This is a genomic window from Plantactinospora alkalitolerans (assembly GCF_015690345.1).
Taxonomy (GTDB): domain Bacteria; phylum Actinomycetota; class Actinomycetes; order Mycobacteriales; family Micromonosporaceae; genus Plantactinospora; species Plantactinospora alkalitolerans.
The window spans coordinates 1-21,824 of sequence record NZ_JADPUN010000063.1; the positions used below are offsets into that span (position 1 = coordinate 1).

Below are 21,824 nucleotides of genomic sequence, written 5' to 3' on the forward strand. Positions count from 1 at the left end.
CTGGAGAGGCGTCGGGGGGTACGGGGCATGGGCGGCCCGGAGGCGGTGCGCGGCCTCCAGGAGAGAGCGGCTCGGGCGCTTCCGGCCACGCATGTCGAGAACGTCGACGGTTGGTGGCTGCGTTCCGCCCCGGGCTGTGCCTGGTGGGTGCGGTCGGTGCTGCCACATGGTGATGCCGGGCCGGACGAGCTGCTGCGCCGGGTGGTCGGAGCGGAGCAGTTCTACGCCGACCGTCATACGACAGCACGGTTCCAGATCAGTGCGGGAGCATGTCCCCGCGGGCTCGACGCCGTGCTGGCCGAACGTGGCTATCGTGCGGAGAGCCCGATGTCGTTGCGGGTGGCCCCGACCGCCCAGGTCCTGGGCGGAACACCGGCTGGCGCGCTGCGGATCCGGCTGGACGACAGCCCGACCAGCGGCTGGTTCGATGTCTGGCACGCGGTGCACGGTCACCACGGTGGTGATTCCGCCGCAGAGTGGGACATGCTCGCGCGGGTGGACGGGCCGAGCGCGTACGCGGGTGCGATGGTCGGCGGGAAGATCGTCGCGGTGGGCCGCGCGGTCGCCGACACCGGCTGGGTGGGGCTGTTCGGTATGGCCACCCTGCCGGAGGTGCGTGGGAAGGGCACGGCCCGCAGTCTGCTCGCCGCCCTCGCGCGGTGGGCCGCCGGACACCGGGCCGACCGGATGTATCTCCAGGTGGAGCGCACCAACGTGGCCGCTCTCCGGCTCTACGAGCGAACCGGGTTCAGCGAGGTATGCGGGTACCACTATCGCAGCGCGGAGTGAGCCTTCGCGGTGGCGCGGCGCCAGTGGGCGTTCGCCGCCGCGTACCCGACCGGGTCTGGTCTGATCCGGCCGCTGGGCCAGCGCCCGAGTCAGGGGTTGACATTGTCGCATGCTATGACTCATCTTGTTGAGACAAAGCTTGCGACATTCGGAGGTGGCGACATGCGCCAGGCAGATCACACGGAGGCCAGGCGGTGGCTGGACCGGCACGGCCTGACCGACGCCGCGCCGACCCCACTGCTCGCGGCGCGGCTTGCGGCGCGGCGGCGCGCCAAACTTGCCGGCAGCCTCCTGCTGGCCGCATTCCTGATCGGCGCGGCACTCACACACGCGTTGAGCCTGCCCATCAACCTCACGTCCTCCTGGCCGCCACTGCTGGTGCTGGCGGCATTGGTGGTCGGGATGCTGGTGGCGCAGTGGCTGCTCGGCTGGTGGGTGCGGCGCGTCGACCGGCAGGCCGGCGAGCAACTGTCCCGGCGGGTGGCCCACCCGGTCGAGCTCGGCTGGCCAGCGGTGCTGGGCCGGCCGTACGCCGCCTTCACGGTCGCCACCTACACCGGCACACTGCTGGTCGCGGCGAGCGTGCTGCCGATTCCGGACTCCGGCCTGCGGCAAGGGGCGATCGTCGTGCTGGTCGGCCTCGTCGGTGCCGGCGCCGGGCTCATCATGCAACTACGCCAGGTGCTGGCGAGCCCGGCCGTGGCGGACGACGAGGCGTCGCTCACGGCCGATGTCATCATGCGGGTCGAGGACGCCCGCGCCCTCGCCACACCCAGCCTGGTGTGGTCGCTGCCGGCCATCTTCCTGTACGGCGAATCGCTCGGCTGGTGGAACGCGGTCTCGCTGGCCCTCGTGGCGACGAGCGCCATCGCGTTCTGCCTGATCGAGATCCGGACCACGGGTGTCGGGACGGCGGCACGGCGAGCCATGGCCACTCGATGATCGTCATCGACGCGGCCTCGCCGACGCCGCCGTACGAGCAGCTCCGGGCCCAGCTCGCGAGGCATATCCAGGACCGCTCACTCGCCGTCGGCACGAGACTGCCGACGATCCGCCGGCTCGCGGCCGACCTCGGCCTCGCGGTGAACACCGTCGGTCGGGCGTACCGGGAGTTGGAGGAGGCCGGAATGATCGAGACCCGCGGGCGGGCCGGCTCGTTCGTCTCGGCCGCCGGCGAGCAGGCCCTCGAGCAGGCCCACCGCGCCGCCCGCGACTACGCGGCGGTCATCACCAGCGTCGGCATCGATCCCACCGAGGCGATCCGGATCGTCGAGGCGGCGCTGGGCCACGCGGCAACACCGTAAACCATCCGTCACTCGCCGCTATCGCGTCTTGCACTGACCCATCGGCGATGTCGTCGCCCCCAGCCGATCGAGCGCCGTCGTACCGGCATGAATCCCGAATTGATCGCGAAGGCGTTCGACCCGATGGGTCCTACACCACCACGGTTAGGAAATGATCTCCTGGTCGGCTACGACAATCGCAATTCTTACAGTTTTCGCCATGCACCGTGGTCGATGGCCGATGGTAGCCTGCTGATGCGCAGTTGACGTCACGGGGGATCGGCAACAGGTGCCTGGACCCCCTTGCTGTGCTATCCGGCTAGCATTAAGGGGAAATGTCTTGCCAGGAGCAAAAGCAATCATCATCAGCGTTCTACTCACCTCCGGGGTGGCGCTTGTCGCGCCCGCCGCACCGGCCTCGGCCGCACCGGAGACAGAGCTCAAGTCGATCAGCGGCCGGGCCTCGACCAGCCTCCTGAACACCCGCAGTACACGGTGGACCCAGGCGCGGATCGACAAGGTGATCCAGACCGCCAAGCCGATCCAGTACTCGCCGAGCCGCCCGGCGAGGCAACTCCGCGCCAAGGACCTCACCGCGCCGACGCGAACGATCGTGCCTCCGGCTGTGGCCAGCAGCCCTCGCGTCGCCGCCCTGCCGGCGCCGGCTACCCACGGCCGGCTCTACGTCTCGAATGCGGACGGCAGTTCCTACGGCTTCTGCTCGGCCTCGGTAATCAACAGTGGCCAGCGCAATCTGATCAACACGGCAGCGCACTGTCTGCACAGTGGCGAGGGTGGTGACTGGACCTTCCAGGAAGCGTTCTTCGTGCCCCAACTGCACGGTGCTTCCCGGCCGTACGGCATCTTCTGGGCGCAGACCTGGACGGTCTGGTCCGCGTGGACCGAGGACTCCGACGACGACTACGACTACGGGTTCGTGAACCTGTTCCCGAGCGGCGGACAGAACATCGCCGACGTGGTCGGCGCCAACGGACTGCGGGTCAACAATGGGTACGACGACAACGTGGTCGTGTGGGGCTACCCCGCCGACGACGGATACCCGGGCGACGTTCCCTACTACTGTGACAACGTGACCACGTACGACGGGAGCTGGTTCGACTCTTGGGTCTACGTCGGTTGCATCCTGACCGGCGGCGCGAGCGGCGGGCCCTGGCTGGATGATTACGACTACGCCAATTCGCGGGGTTACTTGATCGGCCTGACCTCACGCGCCGGTATCGATTTCGACTATTCGCTCAGCCCCTACTTCGACGACAGCGTCGCGGATCTCTACTACGAAGTAGACTGAGGTCGCTATCTGACCGAGGAGCCCGATCCGACAACTCTGGCCCGATGGATACCTGAGGACACATCATGACGGATGATGGTCACCGCAAGCGGCGAATTTCTCCCGCGGTGACCATCGCCGCCGTCTCGGCGGTCATCCTCGTGGCGGTCGTGGCGGTGATCGTCGCGATCGCCAGGTCCCGCCCGGTGCCACCGCACCCGCTGCCGTCGCCGCGTCCCCCGTCACCCGCGGCGGCACCGATCGTCCGGGCGGCGACGGATCGGGGCACCTCCGTCCGGCTGACCGCGGCGATCGTCCCGGAGCAGGGTTGGATCCGCCTGCGCTCGACCGTGGTGGGTGCCCAGCCGGGGCGGGAGTACCGCATCGTCGCGCTGACCACCGACGGCACCCGGGTACCCGCGGCCGCCTGGATCGGGTCGGACGCGAACATGCTGGAGGGTGTCACCGTCGACGGAACCATAGCGGTCCCGCTGAGCGAGATCGCGTCCGTCGTTGTATTCGACGCCGACGATCGCCGCTATGTCTCGGTGTCGTTCAACTGACCGCCCCTTCGAGGCACTGCTCGACAACCTGAGCTGCGGTGTAGCTGTCACCCGACGTGCCTCAGGTCGCGGCGCACGACGGCCAGTCGTCGGACCCCGTCGGCGACGTCTCGCTTCGCACCGGTCACGATTCCCGGGTTGATGCACAGTCCGGGACTGCTGCCGGTCCGCTCGGCGACTTCGGACAACCCCTGCGGATCACCCGGGGCGTCTGACCCCGCCGCCCGGGTCCCGCCACCGCTGACAGGGGCGCCTGGATGAGTCGATGGCAGACGGACGCGACTTGTGAACTCGATATTGCGCCGGTACGACCCCGTGACAAGACTGGGACGAACGCATTGACATGATCAATTGCCGGGGGAGCACATGAGGTACCGACTGCTCGGTCCACCCGAGATCTCTGGCCCCGAGGGGCGGACCTGGTTCCGCAGCCACCGCCAGCGGGCAGTGTTCGCGGCTCTCGCGCTCAACGCCAACCACGTCGTCACCGTCGAGCGGCTCATCGACGTGGTCTGGCCGCAGAACCCGCCCTCGACCGCGCAGGCCCAGATCCACAAGGCCATCAGCGCGCTGCGCCCGTTGCTGGACGCCGGTGGCGGTTGGGGTGGCGGGTCCATCGACACCGTCTTTCCCGGTTACCGGCTGTGCGCCCGATCCGGGGAGGTGGACGCGGACGCGTTTCACCGGGACACCCGCGACGCGGCCGCCTGGATGGCGACCGGCCGGGTGACCGAGGCGGTGACCGGGTACCGCGGCGCGCTGGACCGCTGGTTCGGCCGCGCCCTGGACGGGGTGCCCGGCCTGGCCGCGGACGCCACCTTCCTGGAGGAGCATCGGCTGCACGCGCTGGAGTCCTCCCTCTGCGGCGAGGTGCTGCTCGGCCGCCGCACCGACCTGGCCGCCGAGTTGGAGCAGCTGTGCGCGGGGCACCAGCTCCGCGAGCGACTGCGCGCCCTGCAGATGATCGTGTTGCACCTGTGCGGGCGGCGCGCCGAGGCGCTCGAGGTCTACCACCGGACCCGCCGGCTGCTAGCCGAGGAGTTGGGTCTGGCGGTCGGCGCCGAGCTTCGGGAGGTCGCCCAGGTGACGCTCGCCGGGGAGCCGGAGGACCACCTCGCGCTGGTCGCCCGCTGGGCGCACGCCGCCACCGGCGAGTGGGCGACGCAGTGACCGGAGAGTCGCTGTGGGTGGCCTCCGCCGGACTGGCCGTCGGCGGCTGCCGCGCCGGTAGCGGAGCGGTAGCCGGCCGGTAGGGAAATGGAATTGACCTTTGTCACTCTCGGCCGCAGTCGCCCTCGCCACCCGGCGGGGCCGAACCACCGTGAGGAGACCCCATGCTCCGGACCCTGAACGTGATCGGCGACCGGATGCTGGCCAGGCTGCTGCCGGCCACGACCGCCGCGGCCGCCCCGTGCCCCGGCGTACGGGGCAGCAGCGCCGGCGGCTGTACCTACTACTGCTACCACTACTCCGGCGACCGCTCGACGCAGTACCGCTGGTGCACGCAGGACCAGGTGTGCCGGGTGGTGGGCAACGACTGCTGAAGCCCTCGTCTGATCTCCGGGCCGCCGTCCATGGGCGGCGGCCCGGAGGCCGGGCCGCTGCAACTTTCCGAAGTTCGTTCTCGTCTGGGGTGAGGTGCCGTGCCGATTCTCGTTGCCGCCGTGGTGCTCGTCGGGCTGCTCAGCCTGCTGAACCTGCTGCTGTCCCTCGCCATCATCCGGCGGCTACGCGGCCTGGAAGCCGGCGGCGGCCACGGTGACCCGACCACGGAGTTGCTGGCCGAGGGGACGCCGCTGCCGGCCTTCCCCGGCCGACCCGACGGGGTCGAGCTGATCGCCCTGTTGTCCACCACGTGCTCCGCCTGCCGCGACCAACTTCCTGCCCTGGCCGGTCTACTGGACGGCGGCGCGATCGGCCGCGAGGCCGCGCTGGTTGTCGTGGTCGGAGACGTCGACGACCCGGCCGGTGCGGAGTACGCCGACGCGCTGGACGCGGTGGCGACCGTGCGGCGGGAGCCATTCGGCGGCCCGGTCAGCGGGGCGTTCGGCGCCCGCATCTTTCCGGTGTTCTACCGGATCGACGGCGGCGTGGTACGCACGGCCGCGATCGCCGTCGACGCCATCGCCGAGCCCGCCCGCGCGTGAGCGCGGAGATCCCCGACGGCGCCGGGTCGCTGGCACAGCGACTGGGCCTGGCGTGGTCGCTGGTCTGGCGGGCCAGCCCGCGCCTGCTGCTGGGCTGTGTGGTGGTCGCGGTGCTGTCGGGCGGTTGGCCGGTGCTCGGCGCCTGGCTCACCAAACTGGTCCTCGACGAAGTCAGCAGTCCCGGCGGCAGCAGTGGCACCCTGATCACGCTGGCCGTCGGGCTCGCCGTCACCGGCCTGCTCACCGCCGTCCTGCCGCACCTCGACCGGTACCTCGAGGCCGAGCTACGCCGGCACATCGACATCGCCTGCCGCGACGGGCTGTTCGCCGCCGTCAACCGGTCCCTCGGCCTGGGTCGTTTCGAGAACCCCCATTTCCACGACCGGCTCCGGGTGGCACAGACGGCCGGGCAGGGCGCGGCCGGACAGCTGATCCTGCCGGTCATCGCGATCGCGCAGTTCGGCACCACCGCCGCCGGTTTCGTGATCACGCTGGCGGTGGCATACCCGGCGATGGCCGTCATCGTGGTCGTCTCGGCGGTGCCGGCGGTGGTCGCACAGTTGCTGCTGCACCGCCGCCGCGCGCTACTGGAGGTGAAGCTGAGCCCGGTGCGGCGCCGGCAGATGTTCTACACCGACCTGCTGAGCAACGTCGGCGCCGCCAAGGAGGTCCGGCTGTTCGGGCTCGGCGACTTCCTGCGCGGCCGACTACTGACACAGGTCCGCTCGGACAACGCCGCCGAGCGCGGCCTGGACCGCCGGGAGCTGCGCGTCGAGACATGGCTGAGTGCCCTCGCCGCGGCCGTGGCCGGTGGCGGGCTGGTCTGGATCGTCGCCCGCTCGGCCGGCGGCGGCACCACCGTCGGCGACATCGCCGTGTTCGTCGCCGCCGTCGCCGGCGTGCAGCTCGGCATCGCCGGGGTCGTCGGGCTGGTCGGCGCGGTCTACCAGGCGCTCCTGCTGTTCGGCCACTTCCGGTCCGTGCTCACCGCCGGGCCGGACCTACCGGTTCCCGCGCACCCGCTGCCGACCGGTCCGCTGCGGTCCGGCGTCACGCTGCGCGACGTATGGTTCCGCTACGACGACGCGCACCCGTGGGTGCTGCGCGGTGTCGACCTGTTCCTGCCCGATGGCGCGGAGGTGGCTCTGGTCGGCCTGAACGGCTCGGGAAAGTCCACTCTGGTCAAGCTGCTGTGCCGCTTCTACGACCCGCAGCGCGGCGCCGTCGAATGGGACGGCGTCGACTACCGGAAGCTGGACCCGGAGCAGCTGCGCCGCCGGATCACCACGGTATTCCAGGACTGTATGGGCTACGACCTGACCGCCGCGGAGAACATCGCGATCGCGGACACCACCGCGATCGACGACCGCGCCCGGATCCGGGCCGCGGCACGGATGGCCGGCATCGACGACACTCTGGCGTCGCTGCCGCGCGGCTACGACACCATGCTGAGCCGCGAATACTTCGACGCCGACGACGAGGGCGCCGGTGTGCTGCTCTCCGGCGGCCAGTGGCAACGGGTCGCCCTGGCCCGCGCCTATCTCCGGCAGGACGCCGACCTCGTGATCCTGGACGAGCCCAGTACCGGCCTGGACGTGGAGGCCGAGCAGGAGTTGTACCGCGACCTGCGCCGCTACCGCATCGGCCGGGCCAGCCTCCTCGTCTCGCACCGCCTCAGCGCCGTCCGCGACGCCGACCTCATCGTGGTCCTGGCCGAGGGCAGGGTGGCCGAGCAGGGCACCCACGACGCCCTGATGGCCACCGATGGCGCCTACGCCCGCCTGTTCACCGCCCAGGCCGCCGGCTACCGCGACACCGTGCAGCGCTGACCCGGAAAGGTCCGGCCGCCAGCGTGCCGCGCGCTGGTCGGCCCGGCACCAAAAAGGGGGTCAGGACCCGCCGGACGGCGACGCCGGCCCGGCGGATGCTGACGGGGCACTACTTGGAGCCGGTCACGATTCCGGGGTTGATGCACAGTCCCGGGCTGCTACCGGTCCGTTCCGCGATTTCGAGACAACGAGTGATCTTGTCGACCTGGGCGTTCTTCTCGGTGATCGCCTTCTGCTTCTCCGCGTTGATCAGATCCTGGTCGAGGTTCCGACCCTGCGCCAACTTGTCCTGGAACACCTTGATGTTGGCTTCGGTCTTCTCGTCGTGGTTGACCCGGATGATGGTGACCGAGAGGATCTCGATGTCCTCGCCGAGCCGCGTCTGCGCCGAGGTCTGCACCCTCTCGGCGAACGGCTTGAGATCGACGTTGAGGTTGCCGGTCTTCGCGTCGATGTTGGCCAGCGGGTTGTAACTGGCGAAGGCGTCGTTGACGGCTCCATCGAGCTGGACGCCGACCCGTTGGCCCCGGAACGCCTCGAAGTCGCCCTTGTAGTCCATGAACTGCCGAGGAGCGTTCTCCGACCGTACCTGCCACTCGATGAGCAGCTCGACACCGGCATTGGCCAGGGTGCCGGTGCGTACGGCCACCGCGTTGTTACCACCGATGTGGTCGTACTTCTGTCGGCTCGCGTCCCACTCGCCGACCTTCTCCCAGGGCGAGACCCACTTCAGGCCACTGCCGGTGATCTCTCCGGTCGGCTTGTTGAAGGACGTCACGATTCCGACGTTGCGTACCGGGATGGAGTTCGCCGAGGAGCCGATGGTGAGAGCGATCGCGAGCAATGCCACACCCACCGCACCGACCAGCACCTGACCCTTGGTGCCGCGCGGCGCGAACACGCTGTATATCGTGGCGAGGACGGCGGCGGCGAACAGGACGAGCGCGCAGACAAACAGCGCTGGCATTACAAGCATCTCCTCTGCTGGCTCCGGAGCGGAACCGGGGTGATCTTGCTCCGTGACCGGCAGTGTAACCAAAGCCGGCAAGCCGGTTTATTTGGCGCCGGGCGGCCTACCGCCGATGCCCGGTCAGGCTTCGGCGGGTGGTCGTTCCGCCGCCGGAGAGTTCACGGCGGCGGAACGACCGGCCGGATGATGCCGGGTGGTCAGCTGCGCAGGCTCCACTGCTGGTTGGTGCCGCCGTTGCAGGACCAGAGGATGAGTCTGGTGCCGTTGGCCGTCGCGGCGTTGTTGGCGTCGAGGCAGAGTCCGGACTGTACGCCGGTGACGGTGCCGTTGGCGTTGACGTTCCACTGCTGGTTGGTGCCACCGTGGCAGTCCCAGATGATCACCTGGGTGCCGTTGCTGGTGCCCTGGCCGTTGGCGTCGAGGCACTTGTTGCCGTAGACCTGGAGTTGCCTGCCGGCGGTGTGGGTCCAGCGTTGCGGGGTGCCGCCGGAGCAGTCCCAGAGTTGGACCTGGGTGCCGTTGGTGGTGCTGCCGTTCGGTACGTCGACGCAGCGGCCGGACTGGCCGCCGACGATCTGGACGTTCTGCTGCGGGTTGCCGCCACCGGCCGGCGCGTATCCGGCGGCGACGATGTTGGCCTGTACGGCGTTCTCGGTCGCCTCCGTCGGATAACCGGAGGTCATCACACCCTCGAAGAAGGTGCCACGGCCGGTGATGCTGTTGTCGCCGCCGATGCCGAGCAGGATCGCCCCCTGCTTCTTCATCGGGTGGTAGCCATTGGGGCGCCGCCCGTCGAAGTAGGTCGTCAGGCCGCCCGACTGCGCGCTCCCGCCCCGGATCGCCCAGTGGTTCGGCTCGCCCTTCACGACGGCCGTCACGAAGCGGTGGTTGATGGACGCGATGTTGTTGTATCCCGCGTTCACCCCGGAGAACAGTCCCCACTCCAGGTCGGCCATGATCCAGGGACCGCTACCGGCCCCGTAGCCCCACTGCTTGTTGGCACCGAAGTAGACGGTCTCCATGATGGCCGGGGAGTCGGCCCGGTTGGTCGTCTGGGCATTGCCGTAGTCGAAGCAGCACCACTGGTTGTAGTGCGTACCGTCGACGACGGCGTAGATTCCCTCCGGTTGGTCGCCGGTGGCGACGCCGTTGGTGTTGTTGTTGCGGTAGCCGGTGCCGGGAGCGACGTAGACGCCGTACGCCTTCTGGCCGCCGACGGTGACCGGGGCCGCCTTCGCGTCGGCGAGGTTGTCCCATCCACCGGGGGCGGGCCCGGTGAAGCCGCCGGGAGGTGCCTGGGTGAGGCGGTTGTTCCGACCGGACTGGTCGTAGATGATGGTGATCAGGCAGGTCGTGTTCGCGCAGAAGGTGTCCTGGGCCGCGGCGTTGGCGTACCCGCCCGCGCTCAGCACACCGATGTCCTGGGTGGCACTGTCCGACGAGCGCCGGACCTGGTAGAGCGAACCGCTGTACGCGCCGTACAGCGCCCGGGTGGTGCTGTGGGCGGCCACGCACGGCGTACCACCCGAGGCGTAGATGTCGCACGGACCTGAGCCGGCGGCCCGGGCTGCCGGCGCGTCCGCAAGGACGTAGCTGCCAGCGCCGACGACGAGGACCACCGGCATCCACGCGGCGAGCAGGAAGCGACTGAACCTTCGCCTCACGTTCATCACATCCCTTCGTGCGGGGCGGGGTCTGCTTGTGGCGCGTCGTGGATGTCGCGCGGTGACGACGGCCGGTGGCGGGCCGTGACCAGATGCCCCGCGTGGCGGCTGCGCCCCGCCGTCCCGGTCTGCGGTTTCCACCGCCGGCGACGGTGTTGGACCGGGAATCCCCGTGCGGGTGGACGCATCCACGGCGCTTGATCGATTCATCGGCCACCGATCTTGGTTGACGGCATACGTCATACGACTTACATTAATGCCAGTCGATGACGGCGCACCACCTTTCGTTGCCTCAGGGGTCCAGGCAGCAGTCGAACACCGACGGCGGCGGCACCGCGCCGCCGATGGCGACGGCGGCACCGAGTCACGGTCGGACCCGAGCTTCGAGCCTGTCGGAGCGCCGCGAGGGGTCGCCGCCGTCGTAGCCGTCCCACTGCGCAGGTCGGTCGCGTGCCCAGGCGCCTGCGCGCCGAAAACCTGAGCTGAAATGGAGTAGCCAATGTTGAGACATCGACTCGCTGCCGGCGCTATCGCGGGGGCGGCAGCGCTCGTCCTCGCGTTGGGCGGCGCGACGCTCGCCGCCGGGGTCGGCCCGGTCGCGTACGCGGAGAATGTCGCCCCGCTGGCGGCGACCGCCGGGTGCGGTCAGGCGCCGGCGCTGACGAGCGGCACGCGCACGATTCAGAGCGGCGGGCAGAACCGCTCCTTCATCCTGCGGATCCCCGACAACTACGACAGGAACCATCCCTATCGGTTGATCTTCGGGTTCCACTGGAACGGCGGCACCGCCAACGACGTCGACTCGGGCGGAACCAGCGGATACCCCTGGTCCTACTACGGGATCCGGGCGCTGTCCAACAACAGCGCGATCTTCGTCGCCCCCCAGGGCATCGGAAACGGCTGGGCGAACAGCGGCGACCGGGACCTGACCTTCGTCGACGACATGATGCGGCAGATCGAGGCAGGTCTGTGCGTCGACACGACGCAGCGCTTCGCCATGGGCTTCAGCTACGGCGGCGGCATGAGTTACGCCATCGCGTGCGCCCGGGCGTCGGTCTTCCGCGCGGTCGCGGTCTACGCCGGCGGGCAGCTCAGCGGGTGCAACGGCGGCACCCAGCCCATCGCGTACATCGGCATCCACGGGCTCCGGGACAACGTCCTCCCCATCTCGACGGGGCGGTCGCTGCGGGACAGGTTCGTCCGGAACAACGGCTGCACCGCACAGAATCCCCCCGAGCCGGCACAGGGCAGCCTGACCCACACCGTCACCTACTACTCGGGATGCCGGGCGGGATACCCGGTGGCCTGGGCCCCGTTCGACGGTCCGCACGCCCCCAACGCCGTGGACGGCACCGCTGACGCCTACGCGCCCGGCGAACGGTCCTGGACCAGGCCGGTGGTGTGGAGCTTCTTCACCCAGTTCGACGGCACGACACCGACCACGCCGCCAGTGAACCCGACGACCCCACCGGTGAACCCGACCACGCCTCCGGTGAACCCGACGACCCCGCCGGTGAACCCGACCACGCCGCCGCAGGGTGGCGGCGGTTGTACCGCCACGGTGTCGCTCAACTCGTGGACCGGCGGCTTCGTCGCCACCGTACGCGTCACCGCCGGATCCTCCGGCACCAACGGCTGGACGGTCAGCATGACCCTGCCCGGCGGCGCGAGTGTCACCAACACCTGGAGCGCCAGCAGCAGCGGCAGCACCGGAACGGTCCGGTTCAGCAACGTCAGCTACAACGGCCGGCTCACCTCCGGTCAGGTCACCGAGTTCGGCTTCCAGGGCAACGGCAGCGGATCCGGCATGACCCCCACCTGCACCGCCAGCTGACCAGGCCGGATCCGGACAGGTAACCCGACGAAGAACCACGAGCGCGGGCGCCGGTACGGAGGAGACAATTCCTCCGTACCGGCGCCCGCGCTCCGTCCCCGGCCGGGCACTGCCGCTCCGTCGAGGGTGATCCACGCCATAGTCGAATCCCGTCAGGAATCCGGGTGCGGTCTCGTTCAGAGGGCACGCGAACAGACGGGAGCACGAACATGCGGCACCGCATCACCGTCCTCGGGGCCGGGTACGCCGGAGCCTCCGCGGCCGGCTACCTCGCCCGCCACCTTCACCCCGACGACGTCGAGATCACCGTCGTCAACGCCGAACCCGACTTCGTCGAGCGGATCCGCCTGCACCAACTCGCCGCCGGCCGGAACCTGCGCCGCCATGGACTGGCGGAGATGTTCGCGGGCACGGGCATCCGGCTGCGCCTGGCGCGCGTCACCGCCGTCGACGCCGGGCAGCGGACCGTCACCGTGACCGACGCCGGCGGCACCGACCAGATCGGGTACGACACCCTTCTCTACGCGCTCGGCAGCACCGTCGGCGACCACGGCGTTCCCGGCGTGCACCAGCATGCCTTCCACGTCGCCGGACGGCCGGCGGCGCTACGCCTGCGCCAACGCCTGGACGAGTTGGGCGGGGACGGGAGGGTGCTGGTCGTCGGCGGCAACCTGACCGCGATCGAGGCCGCCACCGAGATCGCCGAATCCCGGCCCGGACTGCGGGTCACCCTCGCCACCACCGCCGAACTGGGCGGTTGGCTCGGCCCGAAGGGGCGCCGCCACCTGCTACGCGCCTTCGACCGGTTCGGCATCGCCGTCCACGAGCACACCACCATCGCGCGCGTCGAGCAGACCGGCGCCGTCGCCGCCGACGGCACCGCCTTCGGCTCCGACGCGACCGTCTGGGCGGCCGGTTTCGCCGTACACCCCATCGCCGCCGGCAGCGGACTCCGCGTCGAGGACGACGGCCGGATCACCGTCGACCGCATGATGCGGTCCGTCTCACATCCGGAGGTGTACGCCGTCGGTGACAGCGCATACGCCATCGGCGACAATGGCCAGCCGCTGCCGATGTCCTGTGCTTCGGCGGGCTTCACCAGGATGCAGGCGACGGCCGCGATCATCGGCGAACTCACCGGTCGCAAGGTCTCGAAGATCCCGCTCGCGTACCTCGGCAACTGCATCGGTCTCGGTGACCAGGACGCGATCTTCCAACTGGTCGACGGCGAGGCGAGGTCGAAGTCCTGGTCCCTGCGCGGCCGTCCGGCCGCGCGCGGCAAGGCGGGCGTGCTCAGGGGCGCCGTGTGGGGCATAGGCCACCCGACCTACGGACTGCCGACCCGCAGGCACCGCGTGACAGCCGTGCGCTACCGCTCGGCTGAGGCGGTCGCTCACTAACGTGGCCCTCATGGACACCGCCACCGTGCAGCGTTTCGAGGCCAACCGGCACCGGTTGGCCTCGCTCGCCTACCGTCTGCTCGGCTCGGCCGCCGACGCCGAGGACGCGGTGCAGGACACCTTCCTGCGCTGGTACGCCGCCGACCGGGAACACATCGAGGTCCCCGAGGCGTGGCTGACCAAGGTGGTCACCAACCTGTCCCTCGACCGGCTCCGGTCGGCGATGATGCGGCGTGAACGCGCGGCCGGCGACTGGTTGCCCGAACCGCTCCTCGACGGCGACCCGATGCTGGGCCCGGCCGACACCGTCGAACAACGCGAGTCGGTGACCCTGGCGGTGCTGACGCTCCTGGAACGCCTCTCACCGGTCGAACGGGCCGTCTATGTCCTGCGCGAGGCCTTCTCCTACAGCCACGCCGAGATCGCCGAGATCCTCGACATCACCGAGTCCGCGAGCCAGCAGCACGTCCACCGGGCCCGGCGCCGGGTCGCCGCCGAGCGCGTCGTTCCGGACATCGACCCCGCCTCCGCGCGCCGAATCGTCGAGGCGTTCGTCGACGCCGCTGCCTCGGGCCGCGTCGAACGGCTGGTGGCGTTGCTCACCGACGACGCGACCGCGATCTCCGACGGTGCCGGGCAGGCCGGGAAACTGCTGCGGTACTCGGCTCCCGAGCGGATCGCCGCCGCCGTTCGAGCCGCCTTCAAGCCGACTCCGGCGAAGCGGAAACTGGTTGGCGGCTCCCCTTCGATGCATGCCGGAGTGATCAACGGCTCTCCCGCGTTGATCGCCACGTTCGACGATCGGGTTGTCGGCGTGCTGGTCCTGGACGTCCACGACGACAGGGTCGCGGTCGTGCGCGGCATGGCCAACCCGGACCGGCTCCGCCGCCTCTCCGAGGAATGGCGTCGGCGCGAGCACGACGACCCCCTCATCGAATCGTGGTGACCGGAACTTCAGACACTCCTACTGCGCGGGCGCGCGCTGCATCAGCGCCACGTAACCGTCCTCGAGGGACGGCGCGGCCGGCACCGCGTGGGCGCCCGGTGCGGTCGAGCTGATCACCCGGTAGTGGGTACCGTCGGTCCGGCTGATCGCCGAGACCACCACCCCGACCGGCGGCGGCGCTCCGGTGGTGGTCACCACCTCCCAGGTGGCGCCCTCCCCCATCCGGACCAGATCCGGCACCGTACCCGTGTAGACCACCCGACCGCCCGCCATCACGGCGGCGTGCTGGCAGGTCTGCGCCACGTCCTCGACGATGTGCGTACTCAGCAGCACGGTGCGGTGCCCGGCCAGTCCCGCGAGGAGGCTCCGGAACCGGACCCGCTCCTCCGGGTCGAGCCCGGCCGTCGGCTCGTCCACCACGATCAGGGCGGGATCGCCGAGCAGCGCCTGGGCAATGCCGACCCGTCGGCGCATGCCGCCGGAGAAGCCCTTCATCCGGCGGCCGGCCACCTCGGAGAGCGCGACGAGTTCCAGCAGTTCGTCCACCTGCTGGCGCCGGGCCCGGGTGTCGTCCAGGCCCTTGAGCAGGCCGACGTAGTCCAGGAACTCGCGCGGGGTCAGATCGGGGTACAGGCCGAGGTCCTGCGGGAGGTAGCCGAGCCGGCGCTGGACGGCCGTCCGGCCGGCGCCGGTGGTCAGGTCGTGGCCGCCGACCCGGACCTCTCCCCCGCCGGGCGGCAGCACGCCGGCCAGGATCCGCATCAGGGTTGTCTTGCCGGCGCCGTTCGCGCCGAGCAGCCCGTACATGCCGCCGGGAACGGACAGGTCGACCGAGTGCAGCGCGGTGACCTTGCCGAAGCGACGACTCAGGCCGGTGGTCTGGATGTCCATGTCGAAGCAGAACCCTTCGGAGAAGAAGAATCAGGCCGTACGGCGTTGACGGGAGAAGACGGTGCCGGCGACGACCAGCGGCAGCAGGCCGACCAGAACCAGGAGTACGACGCTGACCAGCACGCTGACGCCGCTGGGTGCGGGGCGGAGGAAGGACAGCCATCCGGGTACGCCCGCGTACAGCGCCGTCTCCCCGATCAGCCAGCTCACCGGGTAGTCCCCGATCGGCGACAGCAGAGTTCCGCTCAGCGACGGCAGGAACTCCGGAGGAAGCATGTTGCCCCAGAACCAGTACCCGACGAACAGCACCCGGAATAGCGGCGCGGAGATCACCAGCGGGCTCACCAGGGCGAATCCGGCCACGAAGGCCAGACCGGGCAGCATGATCAGGCCGAACGCCAGCACCGCCCAGGCGAGCATCAGCGGATCACCCCGGTGCACGGTCTCGTAGCCGCCGGCGACGAGCATCGCCAGCAGCCCGGGTAGCGCGCTGGAGGCGAGCCCGCCGAGGTACTTGCCGGCCAGCAGCACCCTGGGCCCGACGGGCAGGCTCTCCAGCAGCGCGGTGGTGCCGAGCCGGCGGTCCCGGACCAGGCGGTCCGCCAGCACCATGCCGAATCCGATCGGGACGACGATCCCGAACAGCAGCGCCCAACCCGCCATCACCTCGCGCGCCGGGGCGCCGGCCTCGGTGTAGCGGGGACCCCGGTCCCCCTGGGTCAACGCGATCACCGCGGCCAGGAGCAGCATCGCCAGCCACAGCGAACGCTTACGGACCTGCATCCGGAACTCGTACCGGCCGACCGCGAGCAGTTCCGACACGCCGTTCACTCCTCTTCCTCGGTCAGCAGCAGATGCGGCCGACGCAGCAGCAGTACGACGACCGCGACGAACAGCAGACCGGAGCCGACCAGCGCCAGCCGGTTCGTCAGCCAGCCCTCCCCGACTCCCACCCGACTGGTGGTGAACAGGAAGAACGGCCGGGTCCAGTCCAGGGCGACGAACGACCCCGCGAACAACTGCTCGCCCAGCCACAGCGCGGAGACCACGCTGGTGGCCAGTACGACGCTGCGGCCGAGCATGCCGAGCAGCACCGTCAGGCCGGTCAGCCAGAGCATCGGCGGCGCCCAGACCAGCGGCGAGGCCAGGATGTTCGGCCCGGCCCACCACCCGGACAGCCAGACCCCGGCAGTGAAGGCCACCGCGCACGCCGCACCGACCAGCGCCAGCACCCCGAGTCGGCGGCCGAGCGTGCCGGCGTAGCGGGCGGGCAGCGAGAGTTGCAGTTCACGGCAGCCGTCCCGGGCCACGATGGTCACCGCCGCCATGCCGACCGCCAGCGGCAGGATCGCCTCCAGGCCGGTGAGCAGGAGCTGCCCGACCTGGTCGTGCCCCGCTCCGCCGGAGGCGGTGAGCAGTGCCATCACCAGGGTGACGAGCAGCGCCGCCGGGGGTGCCGCGCGGGCCGCCCAGCCCGCCCGGCGCGACTCGTACCGCCAGAGCGGGAGGCGATGCGTCGGCATCGGTTGCAGGAGTTGAGCTTTCACGTACCTGGGTGGGGCGGAACGGGTCCGGGGTTCACCGGTTCGGGGAGTGAGCCGGACCACAGTTCGTCGTCCGCCGTCCCCGCCGGCTCATCGTCCGTACGCCCGGACCGGGGCGGTGGGCAGGTACGGCACCACCGCGACCGTGCCGGCCACCAGCAACGCCGCGACCAGCAGCATCGGTCCGCTGGTCCGCCACACGAACTCGACCAGGTGGCTCGTCACCCCGTCGACCGAACCTGCGTCACTGAGCATCCGCAGTGCCCAGAGTGTCATCGCGACCCCGATGCCGACCGCCGGTCGCCACAGCACCGACAGCGCGAAGCTGACCGCCGAGAGCAGGGCCATCGGCCCGAGCCAGGCCGCGAACAGCCCGAACGGCGCACCGGCGCCCAGCCAGGCGAGACCGAGGGAGGCGACCGAGGCGGCCGCGAGGATGGCACCCAGCACCAGGGTGAGCCGGGCCAGCAGCACCGCCCGTACTCCGGTCGGGCTGGCCGCGACCAGTTCCACTGCGGGGTCGGCGCCGTTGCCGCAGGCGGTGGCCAGTCCCAACGCCGCGACCAGCGGCATCACGACGGCCAGGACCGACCCGGACGACCCCGGCGGCACCCAGGCCGCGAAGCCGGCGCCGATGCCGAGCACCGCACCGGCGACCGGCCAGATCCGCCGGTCGATCAGGCGCCGCTGGTGGGTCAGGATCCGCACCGCCCGGACCGGGGCGGCGCCGCCGAGTACACCGGAGTACCGGGGTACGACGACCCGCCCGCCCCCGCTCCCGACACTCGCCCGAGACGTCCGTCGCCGGTCGGGCAGCCGGGACAGCACCGCGTCGAGCAGTCCGGCCGGGGGTACGGGGACCGCCGCCGCCCGTTCACCGACCGCTCCCGCGACCCGTCGCCACGCCGTTGCCTCCTCGGCGCAGCCGGGGCAGTCCGCGAGGTGCCGGGCGACCTGTCCGGCCCGGTCGGCCGGCAACGTTCCGGCGACGAAGGCCGCCAGCAGCTCCTCCGGATGCGTCATCGCCCCGTCTCCCTTCCGGAAACCCTGACCATGGTGGAGTCGACCGGCAGTGCCCGGGCGAGGACGGCGCGGGCGTGGAACAGCCGGCTCTTCACGGTTCCGACCGGGATGTCGAGAACCTCGGCGATCTCCGCGTGGGCCAGCCCGGCGCCGAAGGCCAGGTCGAGCACCTCGCGCTGGGCGGGGGCCAGTCCGGCCAGGGCGGTGGCGACCGCTCGGGCGTCGGCCCGGGCCAGTGCCACCGCTTCGGGGCCCGGCTCGCCGGTCGGCAGCTCGGCGGCGGCCTCCACCGGTAGCGGCGCCGGCCGGTGACCCGGGATCCGGCCCAGCGCCTGCCGCCGGCAGATGCCGAACAGCCAGGTACGCACCGTGGACCGGGCCTCGAAAGAGGCGGCGCTTCGCCAGAGGGCCAGGAACGTGTCCTGCAACGCCTCCTCGGCCCGCCCCCGGTCCGCGAGCAGGCCCAGGGCGTACGCCAGCAGCGGCTGGCCGTGTCTGGCGTACAGCTCCTCGAAGGCCCGCTGGTCACCATCGGCCACCCGGTGCAGCAAAGACCGGTCGACGTCGTCCATCCCGTCCTGGGTATCCCGTGGACCGGCGAAGGTTCAGCATCCCGGGCCAGATGTGTGGCTGCTCACAGTCGGGCACGGCCGCTGGCGGGACGAAGCGGGCAGAACGCCGCCTACCGGGTCGACCGAGCGGTAGTGGTTCGGACACGTTCCGGAATGCGCCCGCGGGAAATGATCATGTAACGGCGAGGAAAACGCCGACTCGGACGATGCCCGGTACCCCCAACCCTCGTCCGGAGGTCGGAATGCCCAGCCTGAAAGCTCGACTCAGACCCACACCCCGGCGGCTGACCGCCGTACTCGTTCCGGTGCTCACCGCGGCGCTCACCGCCACCGTCGTCTCGCTCGTCCAGCGCTCCCCCGAGCCGGCGGCACTCGCCCTGCCGCCGATCACCGGCGCGGTGTCGGCGGTCACCGGGCCGACCGAGATCCGCAGCGTCGCGTACACCCAGGCGGTGGCGGCGGCGAAGGCCAGGAAGCCCAAGGTCACGGTGATCGGCACCGGCGGCACCATCTCCGGCGTCGCCACCTCCCGGAGCAGTTTCACCGACTACCAGTCCGGCCGGATCGCGATCGGGGACCTGGTCGCCCGGCTGCAACCCGAGATCGGCCAGGTCGCGGACGTCTCCACCGTGCAGTTCGGCAACAAGGGCTCCGGCGGGTACACCATCGCCGAGTTCCACGCGCTCACCCTGGCGGTCGAGACGGCGCTGAAGACCTCCGACGGAGTCGTGGTGACCAGCGGTACCGACACCATGGAGGAGTTCGCGTACTGGCTCGACCTGACGGTGCAGAACCGCAAGCCGGTGGTGATGACCGGCGCGATGCGGCCGTGGGCGGCGGTGACCCCGGACGGGCCGCAGGTGATCGGTGCCGACGGACCGGCCAACCTCTACAACTCGATCGTCCTGGCGGCCAGCCAGTCCACCTACTGCTACGGCACGGTGCTGCTGCTCGGCGACGAGTTCCACGCCGCCCGGGACGTGACCAAGACCAGTTCCTACCGGATGGACACGTTCCAGACCCGCGAGTTGGGCGTGCTGGGTTGGATCGACGGACCCAACATCAAGGTCGGCCGGGCACCGGCCCGGGTCGACGCCTGCGACGCGAAACAGCGCTGGATGACCCCGTTCAACCTGTCGAAGATCGCGCCGGCCGCGATCCCCCGGGTCGAGATCGTCTACGGGTACCAGCAGGCCGGTGGTGAGGCGATCACGGCGTTCGCCGATGCCGGCGTCAAGGGGATCGTCACGGCGGGCACCGGAGCCGGCGGCCTCTCGTCGGCGCAGAGCGCCGCCCGGACCGCCGCCGCCGCGAAGGGCGTCGCCTTCGTCAGTACGACGCGGACCGGCTCCGGCTCGGTCTACGGCGGCAGCACCACCTCGCCGATCATCGCCGGGGAGGACCTGCTTCCGCAGAAGGCACGGCTGCTACTTCTGCTCAGCCTCGCCTTCGCACCGGACGACGTGCCGAAGGTGCGGGACTGGGTGACCACGCTCGGCAACCCCGAGTGGAACACCGTACCCAAGGGCAACCCGCGGGACTGACCGGCGCGGGCATGGTGCCGGAAGCCTTCGGGGTTTCCGGCACCAGCCGATCCGCCGCGTACGTTCAGCGTGGCGCCGGACGTAGCGCGATCGCCTGAAGGAAGATGTCACCGATCTTGGCCGGATCCTCGGCGAGCAGGACCCCGCCACCGGTGGCCCTGGTGATCTGATCGAGCGGGTCCCGGTCGACCTTGTCCCCGATACCGAGAATGATGAGCTGGATCGGCTGTGCGTCATCTCGGAGCGCGTTGAGTTTGCTGATCAGGCTCTCCAGGGAGAGGCCGTCGGGGTCGTCGTTGCCGGTGCCGTCGGTGAGGATGACCACGGAGTTGACCCGGCCCGCCTGCCAGCCGTCCTGCACCCGTTTGTACGCGGCGAGAATGGTGTCGTAGAGGCCGGTCTCGCGGTCCTGCTCGGGCGTGATCCGCGCCAATGCGCCCACCAGCTCACTGCGCTGACTCGACAGTGTTCCGATCGGTACGAGTTGCCGGTAGTCCCTGGCCCCGTCGAGGCGGGTGGAGAAGATCCACAGGCCGACGGCCCAGTCGTCGTTGAACAGTCCCAGGCCGCGTTGGGCCGCCTGGAGGGTGACCTGCATCCGGGTGGCGTTGCCGGCGGTGGGCACCCGGCCGCGCATGGTGCCGGAGACGTTGATCGCGGCGAGCATCCGGCCCGGCGCGGTGATCGCCGACCAGCTGGACAGTGCCCGGTCGACCACGACGGGGTCGGCCCTGGTCGGCGCCGCGCCGCCGGCGCTCGGCGACGCCGACCCCGACCCACCGCCCGGACTCGGTGCGCCGCTCGGCGCGGAAAAATCGGCACCCCAGGTGCCGTCGGCGGCGCGCAGTCCCTGAGCGGCCAGCTTGTCGCGGAAGTGGTCCGTACCCAGCGCCTGGTGCAGCCCGTCGGCCGCGGCGACCTTGGCCGGATCGGTACCCGGCATGACCGCGAACGGGTAGTCCAGCGGGGTGGGCGCCGGATCGAGATACAGCGCGGCAAGCGGAACCGGTGGCTTGGCCGCGTTGTAGGCGATCACGTCCTCCTCCGACAACATCGCCAGCCGCAACCCGGAGCTGATCGACGCAAGGTCGCTCGACCGGGGAAACTGGGCCAGCAGGTCGCCGCGTAGCGCCGAGCGCCCGGTCGCCACCGCACGTAACGTCGCGGTCGTCGCCTCCTGGGCGTTCGCGCCCGCCGTACCCGCCACCGCGCCGAGTGCCATCAGCCCGGACAGGCCGGCGGCGTCCCGCGTGGGTTCGACGATCCCGGTACGCAGTCCGGGGCCGGTGGTGATTCTCTCCAGAAGGTCGGCCCAGGTGAGCGCGCGGTTGGGCCAGCCGAGACCGGAGGCGACGGGCTCGGGCATGGCCGCCACGACGGGACTGCGGGCGATCGAGGCGCCGTCGGTCGATACGAATCCGGGTGCGGCGGTGCGCAGCCGCAGCAGCCAGGTCGACGAGTCGGGCACCCACACGTCCGGGATGACCGTGGTGCCATTGCCCTGACCCACCCCGGCGAGGCCCACCCCTGTCGCTTA

21 protein-coding genes are annotated in these 21,824 nt (G+C 70.7%); 13 read left to right on the top strand and 8 right to left on the bottom strand.

All coding sequences use genetic code 11. The annotated features are described in order from the left end of the window. The 9 genes from I0C86_RS04270 to I0C86_RS04310 form a co-directional block, all read left to right on the top strand. A partial coding sequence (locus I0C86_RS04270; RefSeq protein ID WP_230393527.1) for a GNAT family N-acetyltransferase occupies positions 1 to 789 on the top strand: 789 nt, incomplete at its 5' end. Positions 790 to 951: 162 nt separating this feature from the next. Beyond that, positions 952 to 1,731, top strand: a complete 780-nt coding sequence (locus tag I0C86_RS04275; protein ID WP_196199874.1) for a hypothetical protein — start codon at positions 952 to 954, stop codon at positions 1,729 to 1,731. Continuing rightward, on the top strand, positions 1,728 to 2,093 hold the full coding sequence (locus tag I0C86_RS04280) for a GntR family transcriptional regulator (protein ID WP_196199875.1): 366 nt from the start codon (positions 1,728 to 1,730) through the stop codon (positions 2,091 to 2,093). The genes I0C86_RS04275 and I0C86_RS04280 overlap by 4 nt, the downstream gene beginning before the upstream one ends. Positions 2,094 to 2,412: 319 nt before the next feature. Further along, positions 2,413 to 3,381 carry a trypsin-like serine peptidase gene (locus I0C86_RS04285; RefSeq protein ID WP_196199876.1) on the top strand — a complete coding sequence of 323 codons (969 nt, stop codon included), beginning with the start codon at positions 2,413 to 2,415 and terminating at the stop codon, positions 3,379 to 3,381. A 65-nt stretch (positions 3,382 to 3,446) separates the two neighbouring features. Beyond that, positions 3,447 to 3,923: a hypothetical protein gene (locus I0C86_RS04290; RefSeq protein ID WP_196199877.1), complete on the top strand. Its 477-nt coding sequence runs from the start codon at positions 3,447 to 3,449 to the stop codon at positions 3,921 to 3,923. Between the two features lie 366 nt (positions 3,924 to 4,289). Then, the gene (locus I0C86_RS04295) at positions 4,290 to 5,093 is read left to right on the top strand and encodes an AfsR/SARP family transcriptional regulator (RefSeq protein WP_196199878.1); all 804 of its coding nucleotides are present in this window, start codon (positions 4,290 to 4,292) and stop codon (positions 5,091 to 5,093) included. Between the two features lie 164 nt (positions 5,094 to 5,257). Next, positions 5,258 to 5,467: a hypothetical protein gene (locus tag I0C86_RS04300; protein ID WP_196199879.1), complete on the top strand. Its 210-nt coding sequence runs from the start codon at positions 5,258 to 5,260 to the stop codon at positions 5,465 to 5,467. Between the two features lie 99 nt (positions 5,468 to 5,566). Further along, positions 5,567 to 6,070 (top strand): hypothetical protein, encoded by a 504-nt coding sequence (locus I0C86_RS04305; protein WP_196199880.1) that lies wholly within the window; start codon positions 5,567 to 5,569, stop codon positions 6,068 to 6,070. Further along, positions 6,067 to 7,899 (top strand): ABC transporter ATP-binding protein, encoded by a 1,833-nt coding sequence (locus I0C86_RS04310; protein WP_323373452.1) that lies wholly within the window; start codon positions 6,067 to 6,069, stop codon positions 7,897 to 7,899. The genes I0C86_RS04305 and I0C86_RS04310 overlap by 4 nt, the downstream gene beginning before the upstream one ends. A gap of 109 nt (positions 7,900 to 8,008) precedes the next feature. Here I0C86_RS04310 and I0C86_RS04315 read toward each other — a convergent pair whose 3' ends face one another. Beyond that, complete coding sequence (locus I0C86_RS04315; protein ID WP_196199881.1) at positions 8,009 to 8,866, bottom strand: SPFH domain-containing protein; 858 nt, start codon at positions 8,864 to 8,866, stop codon at positions 8,009 to 8,011. 200 nt (positions 8,867 to 9,066) lie between these two features. Next, positions 9,067 to 10,539, bottom strand: a complete 1,473-nt coding sequence (locus tag I0C86_RS04320; protein WP_196199882.1) for an arabinofuranosidase catalytic domain-containing protein — start codon at positions 10,537 to 10,539, stop codon at positions 9,067 to 9,069. Between the two features lie 493 nt (positions 10,540 to 11,032). Between I0C86_RS04320 and I0C86_RS04325 the strand changes: the two genes are divergently transcribed. From I0C86_RS04325 to I0C86_RS04335, 3 genes are all read left to right on the top strand, one after another. After that, positions 11,033 to 12,367 (top strand): cellulose binding domain-containing protein, encoded by a 1,335-nt coding sequence (locus I0C86_RS04325; RefSeq protein ID WP_196199883.1) that lies wholly within the window; start codon positions 11,033 to 11,035, stop codon positions 12,365 to 12,367. Between the two features lie 209 nt (positions 12,368 to 12,576). Continuing rightward, positions 12,577 to 13,767: an NAD(P)/FAD-dependent oxidoreductase gene (locus I0C86_RS04330; protein WP_196199884.1), complete on the top strand. Its 1,191-nt coding sequence runs from the start codon at positions 12,577 to 12,579 to the stop codon at positions 13,765 to 13,767. Positions 13,768 to 13,777: 10 nt separating this feature from the next. Next, positions 13,778 to 14,713 (top strand): sigma-70 family RNA polymerase sigma factor, encoded by a 936-nt coding sequence (locus tag I0C86_RS04335; RefSeq protein WP_196199885.1) that lies wholly within the window; start codon positions 13,778 to 13,780, stop codon positions 14,711 to 14,713. Positions 14,714 to 14,731: 18 nt separating this feature from the next. On the opposite strand, the gene I0C86_RS04340 is transcribed toward I0C86_RS04335, so the two are convergent. The 5 genes from I0C86_RS04340 to I0C86_RS04360 form a co-directional block, all read right to left on the bottom strand. Further along, positions 14,732 to 15,604, bottom strand: a complete 873-nt coding sequence (locus tag I0C86_RS04340; RefSeq protein WP_196199886.1) for an ABC transporter ATP-binding protein — start codon at positions 15,602 to 15,604, stop codon at positions 14,732 to 14,734. A gap of 30 nt (positions 15,605 to 15,634) precedes the next feature. Next, complete coding sequence (locus I0C86_RS04345) at positions 15,635 to 16,435, bottom strand: ABC transporter permease (protein ID WP_196199887.1); 801 nt, start codon at positions 16,433 to 16,435, stop codon at positions 15,635 to 15,637. Beyond that, positions 16,432 to 17,127, bottom strand: coding sequence for a hypothetical protein (locus tag I0C86_RS04350; RefSeq protein ID WP_196199888.1), 696 nt, complete (start codon positions 17,125 to 17,127; stop codon positions 16,432 to 16,434). The genes I0C86_RS04345 and I0C86_RS04350 overlap by 4 nt, the downstream gene beginning before the upstream one ends. 111 nt (positions 17,128 to 17,238) lie before the next feature. After that, positions 17,239 to 18,171 carry a zf-HC2 domain-containing protein gene (locus tag I0C86_RS04355; RefSeq protein ID WP_196199889.1) on the bottom strand — a complete coding sequence of 311 codons (933 nt, stop codon included), beginning with the start codon at positions 18,169 to 18,171 and terminating at the stop codon, positions 17,239 to 17,241. After that, positions 18,168 to 18,743, bottom strand: coding sequence for an RNA polymerase sigma factor (locus I0C86_RS04360; RefSeq protein ID WP_196199890.1), 576 nt, complete (start codon positions 18,741 to 18,743; stop codon positions 18,168 to 18,170). Before I0C86_RS04360 ends, I0C86_RS04355 begins: the two co-directional genes overlap by 4 nt. Before the next feature lie 242 nt (positions 18,744 to 18,985). Between I0C86_RS04360 and I0C86_RS04365 the strand changes: the two genes are divergently transcribed. Continuing rightward, the gene (locus tag I0C86_RS04365) at positions 18,986 to 20,287 is read left to right on the top strand and encodes an asparaginase (protein ID WP_196199891.1); all 1,302 of its coding nucleotides are present in this window, start codon (positions 18,986 to 18,988) and stop codon (positions 20,285 to 20,287) included. Positions 20,288 to 20,351: 64 nt separating this feature from the next. Here I0C86_RS04365 and I0C86_RS44875 read toward each other — a convergent pair whose 3' ends face one another. Continuing rightward, the gene (locus I0C86_RS44875; RefSeq protein ID WP_196199892.1) at positions 20,352 to 21,812 is read right to left on the bottom strand and encodes a substrate-binding domain-containing protein; all 1,461 of its coding nucleotides are present in this window, start codon (positions 21,810 to 21,812) and stop codon (positions 20,352 to 20,354) included. Positions 21,813 to 21,824 lie beyond the last annotated feature (12 nt).